Source organism: Stutzerimonas chloritidismutans (genome assembly GCF_038562055.1).
GTDB classification, from domain to species: domain Bacteria; phylum Pseudomonadota; class Gammaproteobacteria; order Pseudomonadales; family Pseudomonadaceae; genus Stutzerimonas; species Stutzerimonas chloritidismutans_A.
Genome location: NZ_JBCFXD010000002.1, coordinates 504,213 through 518,582, shown reverse-complemented (window position 1 = coordinate 518,582; position 14,370 = coordinate 504,213). Strand labels below are relative to the sequence as shown.

General features: G+C 57.7%; 14 protein-coding genes. 9 read left to right on the top strand and 5 right to left on the bottom strand.

The window, feature by feature from the left end; translation table 11 throughout:
• The first annotated feature begins 104 nt into the window (after positions 1–104).
• Complete coding sequence (gene sbcB / locus AAGW23_RS05870; RefSeq protein ID WP_342405388.1) at positions 105–1,529, top strand: exodeoxyribonuclease I; 1,425 nt, start codon at positions 105–107, stop codon at positions 1,527–1,529.
• A gap of 79 nt (positions 1,530–1,608) precedes the next feature.
• On the opposite strand, the gene mvaT is transcribed toward sbcB, so the two are convergent.
• The gene (mvaT, locus tag AAGW23_RS05865) at positions 1,609–1,986 is read right to left on the bottom strand and encodes a histone-like nucleoid-structuring protein MvaT (protein WP_342405387.1); all 378 of its coding nucleotides are present in this window, start codon (positions 1,984–1,986) and stop codon (positions 1,609–1,611) included.
• A 462-nt stretch (positions 1,987–2,448) separates the two neighbouring features.
• On the opposite strand from mvaT, the gene purU reads away from it, so the two are divergent.
• From purU to AAGW23_RS05850, 3 genes are read left to right on the top strand one after another with little or no spacing between them, the layout of a single operon-like run.
• Complete coding sequence (gene purU / locus AAGW23_RS05860) at positions 2,449–3,300, top strand: formyltetrahydrofolate deformylase (protein ID WP_342405386.1); 852 nt, start codon at positions 2,449–2,451, stop codon at positions 3,298–3,300.
• A gap of 27 nt (positions 3,301–3,327) precedes the next feature.
• Complete coding sequence (locus AAGW23_RS05855) at positions 3,328–3,546, top strand: hypothetical protein (protein WP_342405385.1); 219 nt, start codon at positions 3,328–3,330, stop codon at positions 3,544–3,546.
• A gap of 43 nt (positions 3,547–3,589) precedes the next feature.
• Positions 3,590–5,056 carry a helicase HerA-like domain-containing protein gene (locus AAGW23_RS05850; RefSeq protein WP_342405384.1) on the top strand — a complete coding sequence of 489 codons (1,467 nt, stop codon included), beginning with the start codon at positions 3,590–3,592 and terminating at the stop codon, positions 5,054–5,056.
• 72 nt (positions 5,057–5,128) lie between these two features.
• Here the strand turns inward: AAGW23_RS05850 and AAGW23_RS05845 are convergent, their stop codons facing one another.
• The 3 genes from AAGW23_RS05845 to yaaA all read right to left on the bottom strand — a co-directional run bounded on the left by AAGW23_RS05845 (position 5,129) and on the right by yaaA (position 8,648).
• Entirely contained in the window at positions 5,129–5,338 is a 210-nt protein-coding gene (locus AAGW23_RS05845; RefSeq protein ID WP_102835684.1) for a hypothetical protein, read from the bottom strand.
• Positions 5,339–5,717: 379 nt separating this feature from the next.
• The gene (locus tag AAGW23_RS05840) at positions 5,718–7,163 is read right to left on the bottom strand and encodes a mannose-1-phosphate guanylyltransferase/mannose-6-phosphate isomerase (protein ID WP_342405383.1); all 1,446 of its coding nucleotides are present in this window, start codon (positions 7,161–7,163) and stop codon (positions 5,718–5,720) included.
• A gap of 708 nt (positions 7,164–7,871) precedes the next feature.
• The gene (gene yaaA / locus AAGW23_RS05835; RefSeq protein ID WP_342405382.1) at positions 7,872–8,648 is read right to left on the bottom strand and encodes a peroxide stress protein YaaA; all 777 of its coding nucleotides are present in this window, start codon (positions 8,646–8,648) and stop codon (positions 7,872–7,874) included.
• A gap of 133 nt (positions 8,649–8,781) precedes the next feature.
• Between yaaA and dmeF the strand changes: the two genes are divergently transcribed.
• The 5 genes from dmeF (at position 8,782) to moaE (ending at position 12,709) form a co-directional block, all read left to right on the top strand.
• Positions 8,782–9,765: a CDF family Co(II)/Ni(II) efflux transporter DmeF gene (gene dmeF / locus AAGW23_RS05830; protein ID WP_342405381.1), complete on the top strand. Its 984-nt coding sequence runs from the start codon at positions 8,782–8,784 to the stop codon at positions 9,763–9,765.
• Between the two features lie 258 nt (positions 9,766–10,023).
• Entirely contained in the window at positions 10,024–11,412 is a 1,389-nt protein-coding gene (locus AAGW23_RS05825) for a PhoH family protein (protein WP_102835688.1), read from the top strand.
• 123 nt (positions 11,413–11,535) lie between these two features.
• Positions 11,536–12,006, top strand: a complete 471-nt coding sequence (gene moaC, locus AAGW23_RS05820) for a cyclic pyranopterin monophosphate synthase MoaC (RefSeq protein ID WP_102835689.1) — start codon at positions 11,536–11,538, stop codon at positions 12,004–12,006.
• Positions 12,003–12,251 carry a MoaD/ThiS family protein gene (locus AAGW23_RS05815; protein ID WP_342405380.1) on the top strand — a complete coding sequence of 83 codons (249 nt, stop codon included), beginning with the start codon at positions 12,003–12,005 and terminating at the stop codon, positions 12,249–12,251. Before moaC ends, AAGW23_RS05815 begins: the two co-directional genes overlap by 4 nt.
• A gap of 2 nt (positions 12,252–12,253) precedes the next feature.
• Positions 12,254–12,709, top strand: a complete 456-nt coding sequence (gene moaE, locus AAGW23_RS05810) for a molybdopterin synthase catalytic subunit MoaE (RefSeq protein ID WP_342405379.1) — start codon at positions 12,254–12,256, stop codon at positions 12,707–12,709.
• A 166-nt stretch (positions 12,710–12,875) separates the two neighbouring features.
• On the opposite strand, the gene rhlB is transcribed toward moaE, so the two are convergent.
• Entirely contained in the window at positions 12,876–14,294 is a 1,419-nt protein-coding gene (gene rhlB / locus AAGW23_RS05805; protein WP_342405378.1) for an ATP-dependent RNA helicase RhlB, read from the bottom strand.
• Between the last annotated feature and the right edge of the window lie 76 nt (positions 14,295–14,370).

Genomic DNA, 14,370 nt, shown 5'->3' with positions numbered 1-14,370 from the left:
CTTATGTCATTACTCAAACCCTACCTGCACTAGACGCCGGACCGTTCGGTAAGAGCGGGTCTGGGGCGTTAGACTGTGGGGCGACAATCGAGAAGGAAGCTCCCTTGACCTCCAGCATTTTCTGGTACGACTTCGAAACAACCGGCATATCGCCTCGCTGTGACCGACCAGTGCAGGTGGCCGGCATCCGCACCAACGAGGCGCTGGAGGAAATTGGCGAACCGCTGAACATCTATTGCCAGCTGAGTGACGACATCCTCCCGCATCCCGCGGCGTGCCTGGTCACAGGTATCACGCCTGGCACGCTGGCGGAAAAAGGCCTGTGCGAGGCTGAGTTCGTGACCCGGCTGCACCATGAGCTGGCCGTGCCAGGCACCTGTGGTGCGGGGTACAACAGCTTGCGCTTCGATGATGAAGTGCTGCGCTACAGTCTCTATCGCAACTTCTTCGATCCGTATGCGCGGGAATGGCAGGGAGGCAACAGCCGCTGGGACCTCATTGATCTGGTCCGCACCGCCTACGCGTTGCGGCCAGAAGGCATCGTCTGGCCGGAAGAGGAGGGTCGAGTCACGTTGAAACTGGAGCGGCTCAGTGCTGCCAATGGACTCGAGCACTTGCATGCCCATGATGCATTGTCCGATGTGCGGGCAACGATTGCCTTGGCTCGCCTGATTCGTGAGCGCCAACCGCGTCTCTATGACTACCTCTACAAGCTACGCCGTAAACATGCGGTGATCGAACAAGTCCAGCTGCTCAAACCGATGGTGCATATATCGGGTCGGTTTTCCGCTGCGCGCCATTTTCTATCAGTGGTCTTGCCGCTGGGTTGGCATCCTCGCAACCGTAATGCATTGATCGTCTGTGATTTGAATGCCGACTGTGCGCCGCTGTGGGAAGAGCAGGCCGAGGCCATTCGCAAACGGCTCTATACCCGTCGGGAAGACTTGGGGGAGCAACTTCCGATTCCCTTGAAACTCGTGCACATGAACCGCTGCCCCGTGCTGGCACCAATGAGTGTCCTGCGTCCATCGGATATGGCGCGGTTGGGGCTGGATATCCAATGTTGCGAGTCGAGAGCGGCCGACATACGTGGGCGCGAACCGGAGTGGAGCTGGAAGCTTGCCGACATTTACCAAGAGGATGTCTTCGAGGGTTTGGCCGATCCGGAGCAGCAGTTGTATGACGGCTTTTTCAATGAGCGCGACCGGCGACTGTGCGAACAGGTCCGAAGTACTTCGCCTCTTTCGACAGGCGCCGCACTGCCGTTTGATGACCCGCGCTTGCCAGAACTGCATTTCCGCTATCGCGCGCGTAACTTTCCCGAATGTTTATCACCCGTCGAAGCCGAGCAGTGGCGTGCCTTCTGCCGGCAGCGCTTGATGGTACCCGAGTTCGGGGCTCCGAACACCTTGGAGCAATTTGAAAAAGCTGCGCAGGATTTATTGCCATCAACCACACCCGAACAAGCGCGTCTTCTACAGCTATGGTTAATACATGTACGCGGATTACGCGAACGTTACATGCTCTGAAGATGCTTGGTCGTGAAACAAAAAAGCCATCTGGCGCAGCATGACTACGTCAAATGGCTTTTGGGGTGCGGCGTAAAACTTAGCCCAACAGGGTGGCCCAGCTTTCAACCTCGTCGGAACCCCATTGTGCTTTCCATTCTTTCAACGTCTTGTGATTCCCGCCTTTGGTTTCAATCACTTCACCGTTGTGAGGGTTCTTGTACTGTTTGACGCGACGGGCGCGCTTGGTTGCAGTAGGCGCTTTGGATGCGCGTTGCGTCTTGTTGCTGCGGGCATCTGGATCGAGCAGACTGATAATGTCGCGGAGGGACTTCTGATATTCACCCATCAGCTCGCGCAGTTTGCCTTCAAACTCGAGTTCCTTTTTCAGCTTGTCATCTTCGGACAAGGATTTCAGGCGCTCCTGTAGTTCCTTGATAGCTTCTTCAGTAGCGCGGTATTCGTTGATCAGCGACATGTCACTTCCTTGGTATAGGTTTGAACGCAAGTGACAGCAATCATAGACAGCTGCTGCAGACAAGTAAATGTTGCTCTGAACAAAGTTTACTCAGTTTGTTTCATCGTGGTGCGTAAGGCGCGCGTGGCTGTAGTTAAACGTGGCTAGGGCGAACTAATGCACATAACCGGAGCGTGCGACGGATCACGTTTGGCTTATTTATGCCGTCCCGGTATTTGATTAAGCAATTCCGCAACCTGTTGCGGCGTTGCGTTTCCTTTGCTCGCTGGGGCGTTTCCCAGCAACTTGAACCCCGACTATTAAGGTTTCAATCATGGTTTTTACAAATCAAGTGGTCCGCACGCGCCGCGTGTGGCGACGGTAGTAGGGCGTGCCAGGCTCCGGCTTGAATAATTTGGTGGTGATTTTCTTCGCTGCGCTAGAATGCCGGGTCTTTATGAGCAAGCCGGAGTTAACTTAAGAATGCGCACTTTCAGGCTGGTTATCGCCTGTCCCGACGGCGTCGGCATTGTGGCCAAGGTCGGCAATTTCCTGGCGACATACAACGGCTGGATCACCGAAGCCAATCACCATTCCGATCATCAGAGTGGCTGGTTCTTCATGCGGCATGAGATCCGGGCCGACTCACTGCCCTTTGATCTAGATGGCTTTCGCCAGGCGTTTGCGCCAATAGCGCGCGAGTTCTCCATGGAATGGCGCATTACCGACTCTGCCCAGCGCAAGCGAGTAGTGCTGATGGCCAGCCGTGAGTCGCACTGCCTCGCTGATCTGCTGCATCGTTGGCACAGCGGGGAGCTGGACTGTGACATTCCTTGCGTGATCTCCAACCACGACGATCTGCGCAGTATGGTCGAATGGCATGGCATTCCGTATTTCCATGTGCCCGTCCAGCCGGGACGCAAGGAAGAAGCTTTCGCCGAAGTGTCGCGCTTGGTTAGGGATCAGAGCGCCGATGCCATCGTATTGGCGCGCTACATGCAAATCTTGCCGGCTGAGCTTTGCGAGGAATATGCGCAACGGGTGATTAACATCCATCACAGCTTTCTGCCGTCGTTCGTCGGTGCAAAACCTTACCACCAGGCCTCGCTGCGAGGGGTCAAGCTCATAGGTGCGACCTGCCACTATGTGACAGAAGAGCTTGATGCCGGGCCGATCATCGAGCAGGACGTGGTGCGTGTCAGTCATAGAGACAGCATCGAGGACATGGTTCGGCTGGGCAAGGACGTGGAAAAGATGGTGCTGTCCCGTGGTTTGCGCTATCACCTAGAAGAGCGGGTGCTGGTGCATAGCAACAAGACGCTGGTATTTAACTGATCCAGCGTCATTGGCGCGGGAGGCAAGATGAGCGACCCACTGGACAAGGCTGGCGCGAAAGCGCCACCAATCATCGGTAGCGGTTGTACTCAACGCTACGATCCGAACCGGCTGGGGCCCGACCTCGGCACCGACTTCCCAGGTGCCGAAGCGCTCTGGGAGCGGCATGTGGAGGCGCTCGATACCTCTGTTGGCGAAAGCGACGCTGTGGTCGGCGCTAAAGCCAGCGACTCGAAGGCCGATTGATTGACGCTGCCGAATACTCCATTGTTCAGTTCGAGGCCTGCGGATGAAACAGACAAACTGCCTGGTACTGGGTGCTGACGCGACGGGCGAGCCGAACTCCCACCCGCTGCATCTGGCCAACCGCCACGGTTTGATCGCCGGCGCTACAGGCACCGGCAAGACTGTGACCTTACAGCGCCTCGCTGAGCAATTCAGCGAGGCTGGCGTAGCGGTTTTCGCAGCGGATATCAAAGGTGACTTGTGTGGCCTGGGCGCGGCTGGCGAGCCGCAAGGAAAGATCGCCGAACGGATCGCCAGCATGCCTTGGCTCGACCATCGCCCCCAGGCCTATCCGGTGATTTTGTGGGACGTGCACGGTGTGAGCGGTCATCCGCTGAGGACCACGCTGACAGAGATGGGCCCCTTGCTGTTGGGCAATCTGCTGGAGCTGAGCGACAGCCAGCAGGCAGCACTCTATGCCGCATTCAAGGTCGCTGATCGCGAAGCGCTGCTGTTGCTCGATCTGAAAGACCTCAAGGCCTTGCTTGCTCACCTGAAAAAACATCCTGAAGTGCTCGGTGATGATGCGGCCTTGCTAACCAGCGCATCGTCCCAGGCGCTGTTACGGCGTTTGGCAACGCTGGAGCAGCAAGGCGCCGAGGCGCTGTTCGGTGAGCCGGCGCTGGCGCTTGAAGACATTCTGCAGCCTGCGGGCGACGGGCGCGGACGGATTCACCTGCTCGACGCCAGCCAGCTCGTCCATCAGGCCCCCAAGGTCTATGCAACCTTTCTGCTGTGGCTGTTGGCCGAGCTGTTCGAACAGCTTCCTGAGCGTGGTGACGCTGATCGACCACTGCTCGCACTGTTCTTCGACGAAGCACATCTGTTGTTCAACGGGACCCCGAAGGCATTGCAGGACAGGTTGCTGCAAGTGGTCAGGTTGATTCGCTCGAAGGGCGTTGGCGTCTATTTCGTAACCCAAAGCCCCACGGACCTGCCGGATGATGTGCTGGCTCAGTTAGGCCTCCGCGTGCAGCACGGACTCAGGGCATACACGGTCAAGGAGCAGAAAGCGCTGCGTGCGGTGGCGGACGGTTTTCGCGCCAACCCAGCGTTTTCATCGATGGACACTTTGTCCAATCTGGGAACCGGCGAGGCGCTGGTCGGTGGCCTTGAGGATAGAGGCATGCCGTCGATGGTTCAGCGTGTTGCGGTCGCGCCGCCTCAGTCGCGGGTCGGGCCGCTAACCCAGCGTGAGAGACACGACCTGATCGCCGGCTCCCCCCTGGGAGGGCGTTACGACAGATCGGTCGATCGTGAGTCTGCTTACGAAATATTGCTCGAGCGGGCAAAGCAGGCTTCCGAGAGCCAGCCACAAGCGAACGAGTCGGTGTCAAAAAATGGTGTTGCCGATGCGTTAGGTGAAGCAGCCGGCCAGGTTTTCAAGAGCGCTATGCGTCAGGCTGCGACACAATTAGGTCGGCAGTTGGCGCGAGGGCTTCTTGGCTCTTTATTGGGCGGTAAGCGCTGAGCAGAATCAATCAGCTACGGCTGCTTAATTTCTGAGGGTTGTGCTTTCGGTGCGCATTCACGGTGCCGCAGTTCACTTGGCCTCTGAGGCTTGCTCTGACAACTCTTTTTCGATCTTCTGCAACTCGGCCTTGAATACTTGATCATGGACGGTCGGCTTTTTACGCCATGGCTTTCGTTCTGGATCAGGCTGCGCGGCATAGGTTGTGATTTCCCCGCCGTAGACAGCCTGGAAACGATTGGCTTGTTTCTCCAGTTCGGCGCGTAGCTCTTCTTTTGTCACGTCTTGTATTGCCTCTTTATTAAAGGTTTATTTTCAGCGCGGCGCGCTAAGGGGCGCGAGCTTCTGGCCTCGAAATGAGGCCCGGCTCGAATTGAGTACGTATGCGATAGGAGAGACAGTACTGCAAGCGGCCAGGGCTAAACAAGTGTGACGTTAAACTGCATTCAGCCCGATAGTTAAATGCGATGTAGGTCGTATGAACTCTGACTGCGCGAGTTATCGCAGAAGGAAAGCCCCAGCTTGAGCTTTAACGACAATATTTAGCGGCCAGACTCTGGCCGGAGCAAACAAGTGGGTTCTGCGGTTTCAAGCCGCCGTAAAACATTCGTTAATAAAAAACCGCGCCTGATTCGGCGCGGTTTTTTTGCTACATCTGATCTTAGCGAGCCGACTGGTTGGCCAGGTCATTTGGCGCTCGGCCATATACGTCATCCAGACGCTCAATGTCATCCTCGCCCAGATAACTGCCCGACTGGACCTCGATAATCTCCAGTGGGATCTTGCCTGGATTGGCAAGGCGGTGAATGGACGTCACCGGAATGTAGGTCGACTGGTTCTCGGTGAGAAGGAAGGTCTTGTCGTTGCAGGTGACCTGCGCAGTGCCCGAGACGACGATCCAATGCTCGGCACGATGATGGTGCATCTGCAATGACAGCTGTGCGCCTGGGTTGACGCAGATTCGCTTGACCTGGAAGCGGCCGCCCATATCGACCGAGTCGTACCAGCCCCAAGGACGGTAGACCGCACAGTGGTTCTGCGTTTCGGAGCGCTTCATGGCGTCGAGCTTGTTCACCAGCTTCTTGACGTCCTGCACCTTGTCCTTATGGGCGATCATCGTCGCGTCCTTGGTCTCAACTACCACGATGTTGTCCAGACCAACCACGGTTACCAGCTTGCCGTTACCGTGCACGAGACAGTTGCGGCTGTCTTCGACAATCACGTCGCCGCGGGTCACGTTACCGTTTTCGTCTTTTTCCAGGACATCCCAAAGCGATGACCAGGATCCCACATCGCTCCAGCCTGCGGACATCGGAACGACACATGCCAGTTCGGTTTTCTCCATCACGGCATAGTCGATCGAGTTGTCGGGGCAGCAGGCAAAGGTGGCTGGGTCGATCAGCAGCTCTTCACCATTCTTGATGCTGCGCTCCAGCGCCACCCAGCAGGTGTCGTAGATATCCGGGTCGTGCTTCTTCAGCTCGTCAAGGAACACACTGGCACGGAACAGAAACATGCCGCTGTTCCAGTAGTAGTCGCCGGAATCAACGTATTCCTGAGCGCGGACCTCGTCCGGCTTCTCGACGAACTGTGTGACGCGGTTGACGCCTTCAGGCAGGCCGTTGCGTCCCTGATGATCGCACTTGATGTAGCCGTAGCCGGTTTCGGGGCTGGTGGCCGGAATACCGAACAGCACCATTCCGCCGTTTTCGGCTGCATTGGTGGCCAGGGCGAGTGAGCGCTGGAAGGCTTTATGGTCTTCGATGACGTGGTCGGCCGGCAGCACCAGCAGCAGCTCGTCACGCTCATCGGCAAGCAGCTTCATCGCTGCGATGGCAATCGCCGGCGCGGTATTACGGCCGAAGGGTTCGAGCATGAGGCCCTGGGTTTGAAGCTTTCGTGCGGCCAGCTGCTCTTTAACGATGAACCGGTGCTCCTTGTTGCAGACCAGCAGCGGCGCTTGCATGCCTTCAAAGGCCAGGCGCTCAATGGTTTGCTGAAACAGCGTTTGCTCGGCCGTCAGGGCGAGGAACTGCTTGGGAAAGGCCTTGCGCGAAAGAGGCCAGAGTCGGGAACCGCTGCCGCCTGAGAGGATGACCGGAATCATGTTGTATCTCCTGAATCGTTGAGAAGGGGAAGTTCTTCTTGTCCATGTGGGCGGCCAGATGTCTGTGCTCGCCATACGCTTCTTGGTCGGGCCTTCAGGTGCCGCGTGCCATCAAGTTCCGTTTTCCAACAGGAAAACTGCTTTCGGGGCGAACTGCGTGCTCCGAGCCTGAATGTGGGGTGTGCTGTCTGATAGTCGATGGCCGCCGCACTTGCTAAAGCAGAGCGGATAGCGGATTCGAACCGGGCGCCTGCAAGGCTTTCATCAATCTTGAAAAGGCCGGGAGCCGCGCTGCTCTGCTGTGGGCCAGCTGCCCGAAATTGACGCGTTTGACAGTCTTGACTTAGCACTGGCACCGCGCCGATCCAGCCCGTCTGTCCTCTGTCGGACATGCCGGAGGTCACTAAAATTGTGTCCTGGCTGACAGGCCGAATACATTGTTTTGAATTCCACTGCACGTTCATGTGCGACGTCCCTTTCCATCTGGAAATGCCGGTACGCGCTTATGATTGCTGGTGCCTTCGGATAGTTCCCCGGACGCCTGCCGTCGATCGGGGAGTTTTTGACGGGCATCGAAAAAGCGGCAGTCCGCTGGCGCAGGAGGGCTTTATCCTCGGCAGGTTACAGGTCCGTGGTACACCAGAAGCAGTGTTCTATGCGGGATGATGCGATTCCCCCTGAGTAAAAAACGAGGGGGTGGCGCTGTTTTCAGTCCTGAGCGTCTCGTAAAAAGACCAAGTGGTCAGGGGTCGAGCTGTCAGGGCAATAACGATAGCCGTCGTAATCAAAGTCTTTCAGCTGCTCAGGATCCTGGACGCGTTCCTTGATGACGAAGCGGCTCATCAGGCCCCGGGCCTTCTTTGCGTAGAAACTGATGATCTTGTATTGGCCGTTCTTCATATCCTTGAAGTCAACGTCGATCACCCGGGCTTTCAGTGCCTTGCGTTTCACAGCAGTGAAGTATTCTTTTGATGCCAGGTTGAGCAATACATCGTCACCCTGCGCCGCCAGTGCTTCGTTAAGCCACTCGCTTATCTGTTCGCCCCAGAAAGCGTAAAGATCCTTGCCGCGTGGATTGGCCAGCTTTGTCCCCATTTCCAGACGATAGGGCTGCATCAGATCCAGTGGTCGCAGCACGCCGTAGAGCCCGGACAGCATACGCAGGTGGTGCTGAGCGAAATCGAGATCTTCTTCAGTGAGCTCATTGGCGTCCAGCCCGGTGTAAACGTCGCCCTTGAACGCAAGCAGCGCCTGCTTGGCATTACCCGGCGTAAAGTCTGCATCCCAGCTGCCATAGCGCGCGCCGTTGAGCGCTGCGAGCTTGTCGGAAAGGTGCATCAGTTCGCCGATTTGCTGAGGCGACATATCGCGTAGTTGACTGATCAGCGCCTGCGCGTGATCCAAATGTTCGGGCAGGGTGAAACGTTGGGTTGTCGGTGGGGTGTCGTAGTCCAGAGTCTTGGCTGGGGAAATCACCATCAGCATGCAACGGTCTCCTTTAATGTGAGCGGATTCTAGGCGTTATACCCATCGCCGCTCCAGCTATGGCCTCGATTAGGTGTTGACCTTGACCCGAGCTAAGGGGGCACGCTTCTCTTTAGCTAACGAAGGAGGAAACATGACCGACTGCAACCACGCGCAGTGGCAGCCCTCGCACGATTACCGTCCTCTGGAGCAGGGGGCGGAAAAACAGACCTGGGCGGTGGTGCTGTTAACCGGCCTGACGATGGTCGCAGAGATCGTTGCCGGCTACTGGTTCAATTCGATGGCGTTGCTGGCAGACGGTTGGCATATGGCGTCGCACATGGTGGCTATCGGCATGGCGGCAACCGCCTACTGGCTGGCCCGACGTTACGTGCACGATCGGCGTTTTGCCTTCGATACCTGGAAGATCGAGGTGCTGGCAGGTTTTGCCAGCGCTGTCTTGCTGGTCATGGTGGCATTGCTGATGATCGGTGAATCGCTAGTGCGCTTCTGGTCACCGGCGCCGATCGGTTTTGACGAGGCGCTATGGGTCGCGGTGATCGGTTTGTTGGTGAATATGCTGTCAGCCTGGTTGCTGCGCGACCAGCACCATCATCATGGCCACGATCACGATCACGATCACGATCACGATCACGATCACGATCACGACCATTCAAGCGGGGCAGGCAAGGACCTGAACCGTCATGCAGCTTTCATCCATGTCTTGACTGATGGCCTGACCTCCGTTGCGGCAATCGTTGCCTTGCTGGGGGGCAAGTACTTCGGGTGGGGGTGGCTGGATCCCCTGATGGGGATTATCGGTGCGATCGTTATTCTGATCTGGGCCAAAGGTTTGCTGCGTGAAACGACGAAGGCTTTGCTGGACCGGGAAATGGACGACCCGCTGGTGCGGCGAGTGCGGGAACAGTTGGAACAAGTGCCGGATACCGATGTGACCGACTTGCACCTCTGGCGAGTCGGGCGAGCGCAATACAGTTGCATCGTCAGCATCGTTACTCACCAGCCATATTCGGCCGATTGCTACAAAGCGCAACTGGCCGGGTTTCCAGAGCTGGTTCACGTGACGGCGGAGGTGAACCGGTGCGGCGAAAACGCACAGGTTGATCAGCGAGACTAGTCCTCGAACAGGCGTGCGCCAAGCGTTATCCGTCGTTTCGTTAAAAAAAATGTCATCAGTTCGAAAAAGACTTTTTCCTGTCATCTTTTTTGCGGTATTACCTGATGTAAGACCGCCGAAACCTGCACTCACAGGTGGCGGCCTCTGGGTGGCCCCAAGCCCCTGCTACCCAAGTCCGCTCATCTTGCGCACGGTGGTTCTTTCTACGGCGGAGTGCTTTGGCTCTCCGTCGAACCGGCTCCGAAAAGGTGATCGCGTATGGATGACTACGGCAGACCCCGCGCAACTCAGCCCACCCTTTACGTTCTCGATACCAATGTTCTGATTCACGACCCCAACGCGCTATTGAATTTCCAGGAGCATCAGGTCGCCATCCCGATGACCGTGCTCGAAGAGCTGGACCAACTCAAGACCGGCAAGCACACCGTGGCTGCTGAATGCCGACAGGCGATTCGCCTGATCGACAAGGTGCTGGGGGACGCCACCCCCGAAGAAGTGGAGCTCGGCGTTCCCATCCAGCGTGAGAAAAGCGGCCCTTGTGGCAGCCTGTCGATCCTGATGAGCAAGGTCGCCGATTCGAGCGGGCTGCCAGAGGATCTCAACGACAACAAGATCATCAATCAGGTCGTGGATCTGCAGCGGCGTAGTGCCGGCGTACCGGTGGTTTTGGTCACCAATGACATCAATATGCGGCTAAAGGCGCGTGCCTGTGGCGTTGCCTCAGAGGACTATCACACCGACAAGCTGGTCGACGATGTTGGGCAGCTGTCACGCGGCTACCACAGCCTCAGCGGGTCGTTCTGGGACAGGGTCAGTAAGGTTGATACCCACCAGGGGCATGGCCGGACATGGCACCGGGTACAACTGATCGACAATCTGCCAGCCGTGCACGTCAATGAGTTCATTCTCGATGAGCAAGGCTTCGTTGGCTGGATCAAGGGCATCAAGGCCGACGAGTTGCTACTGCTCGACATGCATCAGGAGCCGTTGCTTCATCAGGAAGCCTGGGGTCTGAAGCCGCGGGATATCCACCAGGCACTGGCGCTCTTCGCGCTGCTTGATCCGGATATCCATTTGGTCAATCTGTCGGGTGCTGCGGGGTCGGGCAAGACGATTCTGGCATTGGCAGCGGCCATCGAGCAGACGGTGGTCAGCAAGCGCTACCGCCGCATCATCGCGACACGCAGCGTGCAGGGGCTGGATGAAGACATCGGCTTTTTGCCGGGCACCGAGGCGGAAAAGATGGAGCCCTGGCTGGGTGCGATCACCGATAACCTCGAAGCGCTGCATATGGACGACGAAAGCACCCATGGCAGCGTCGACTACATCCTGCAAAAAGTGCCGTTGCAGTTCAAATCGCTCAACTACATTCGCGGACGCAGCTTCCAGCAGAGCCTGATCCTAATTGATGAATGCCAGAACCTTACCCCGCACCAGATGAAGACCATCATTACCCGTGCCGGTAGCGGGTCGAAGGTAGTCTGCCTCGGTAACCTGGCTCAGATTGATACGCCTTACTTGTCTGCAACCAGCTCGGGGCTCACCTACCTCACCGAACGGTTCAAGGATTTCCCGCACGGGATGCACATCACCTTGCAGGGCGTTCCTCGCTCGGTCCTGGCCGAGTATGCCGAGGCCCATATGTAAAAAGGCCGCAGGAGGCTGGAACCAACGCTCCAGCAAAGGCTGACTGGAAGGAAGCGAGCGCCCAGCCTCCAGCCTCCAGCTGCGCTAAACTGCGGGACCCCCACAGTTTTAGCAGGATGAAAAATGCTCACCCATCTCGATTCTCAAGGGCGGGCCAACATGGTCGACGTAACCGCCAAGGCCGTCACGGCGCGCGAGGCGGTGGCGGAGGCCAGGGTCCGCATGCTTCCCGAAACCCTGCAGATGATCCAGCAGGGCGGGCACCCTAAGGGCGACGTCTTCGCGGTTGCTCGAATCGCGGGCATTCAGGCAGCAAAAAAGACCCATGACCTGATCCCGCTTTGTCACCCACTATTGCTGACCAGCATTAAGCTCGATCTGCAGCCGGACGGCAACGACTGCGTGCGCATCGAGGCGCGCTGCAAGCTGGCGGGTCAGACCGGTGTGGAAATGGAGGCGCTGACCGCGGCAAGTGTCGCTGCGCTAACAATCTATGACATGTGCAAAGCGGTCGATAAGGGCATGGTCATCGAGGGTGTTCGATTGTTGGAAAAACTTGGCGGCAAGAGTGGCCACTGGCAGGTGCCGGCATGATCCAGGTTCAGTTTTTCGCACGCTACCGTGAAGCCCTGGGCCGTGATTCAGAACAATTGGATTGGGACGCCTCCTGGCGAGTCGTGGACGACCTTCGCTTGCAACTGCTGGCACGTGGCGACGAGTGGGCGGTGCTAGACGAACAAAATTTGATGTGCGCGCGCAATCAGGAATTGTGCGGCCTTGACGAGCCGTTAGCCGACGGCGATGAAGTGGCATTCTTTCCCACCGTGACGGGAGGTTGACCATGGGTGTACGAGTCCAGCAGGATCCGTTCGATCCAGGCGCCGAGCTTAATGCCGTGCACGCGGCCAATCTTGGCATCGGTGCGGTGACAGGTTTCGTCGGTTACGTGCGTGACTTCAATGACGGTCGCGACGTTGCCGGAATGTTCCTTGAGCACGCTCCGGGAATGACGGAGAAGGCGCTGCAGAAAATCGTCGACGAGGCGACTGAACGTTGGCCGTTGCTCACGCTGGAAATTCTGCATCGGGTAGGGCGGCTGGAGCCGGGTGAGCCGATCGTTTTTGTCGGGGCGGCCAGCGCCCATCGAGAGGCGGCCTTTGATGGGTGTCGATTCGTCATGGATTACTTGAAGACCCGTGCGCCTTTCTGGAAAAAGGAAGACACCCCGACGGGAACGCGCTGGGTAGAAGGTCGCTGCAGCGATCAGGCTGCAGCCGATCGCTGGCGGCAGGGGTAGGGCAGCTAGCCGAATGCTATCTAGCGCGTCGATCGCACGGAACGGTGCCCGTTCAGCGCAGCACGGTCACTCAGCGTTGCTTGCGGAAATCAAAGCCAGGGCGCAGCGGCGAAAGTGGATACAAAAAGGCGAAGCCGTTACAGCTTCGCCTTTTTCATTTTCAGCCTTAGCGCTTGGGTGGGACGGCCGCCAGCAGCTCGGCCGGCGGCATCTCGCAGCTGATCTTTCGACCCAGCAACGCCTCGATGGCCGGCAGGGCAAAGGCATCATCTTCGCCGGCAAAGCTGATCGAGGTACCGCTGGCCCCCGCCCGACCTGTCCTGCCGATGCGGTGCACATAGTCGTCAGGTACTTCGGGCAGGGTGAAATTGATCACGTGGCTGATGCCATCGACGTGAATCCCACGGCCGGCGACGTCGGTGGCCACCATCACGCGAATCTTGCCCTCCCGGAAGCCTTCAAGCGCACGGATACGCTTGTGCTGCGGAACATCGCCTGACATCTGTACGGCGCTGATACCGTCGCGGGTCAGGCGCTCCTCGATGCGGCGCACCTCGTCCTTGCGGTTGGCAAACACCATTACACGGGTCCAGTCGTTTTGGGTGATCAGGTTGTACAACAGCTTGTACTTGTCGCTACCTGCCACCGCGTAGACATGCTGCTCGACCGTGTCGCTGGCGACATTGACCGCTTCGATCTCGACGATTGCCGGATCCGTTGTCCATTGCTTGGCCAGGTTCATTACGTCTTCGGTGAACGTGGCCGAGAACAATAGCGTCTGGCGTTCGCTCTTCGGCGGGGTCTGGCGAATAATCTGGCGAACCTGAGGAATGAAACCCATGTCCAACATGCGATCCGCTTCGTCGAGGACCAACACCTCAACCATGTCTAGGTGCACTTCGCCGCGCTGGTTGAAGTCCAGCAAGCGTCCTGGCGTTGCCACCAGAATGTCGCAATAGCGGGATTCGAGTGCCTTGAGCTGCTTGTCGAAATCCATGCCGCCGACAAAGCTCATGACGTTCAAACCGGTGTACTTGGTCAGGTTAAGTGCGTCATTGGCAATTTGAACGACCAGCTCGCGAGTCGGCGCGATGATCAGCGCTCGTGGCTCGCCCATGTAACGATCAGCTGGCGGTGGCGTTTGTAGCAGCTGGGTGATGGTCGAGATCAGAAACGCGGCGGTCTTGCCGGTGCCGGTCTGGGCCCGACCGATGGCATCACGGCCCTTGAGCGTAAAACCGAGAACCTCCGCCTGGATGGGCGTGCAATAAGGAAAGCCGAGGTCGTGGATGGCGTGCATCAGCTCGGGGGCGAGCTTGAAATCGTGAAAGCGGGTCTTGCCTGCGGCGGGCTCGACGGTGAAATCTTCCGGCTTCCAGGCTGGCGCGGGTGGAATATTCGGCTTGCTTGCCCGTTCGCGGCGCGGCTTGCTGCTCGTCTTTGGAGCATCATCCTGTTGCGTCTTGGTCTTTTCGGCGTGCACCGGACCGCAAACGCCCTGGTGTGTTGAGGTGCCGCTTTCAATCTCGGTGGCAGCAGACTCATTCGAGCCTTTGCCAAACATCTTCTTGAGTGCTTTGAGCACGGTCTTCTCGTCTGTGTCTTATAAGGTTTGCCCGCCAGTGTAATGCAAGAAGCAGATACGGCGAAGGTGCTCCGGA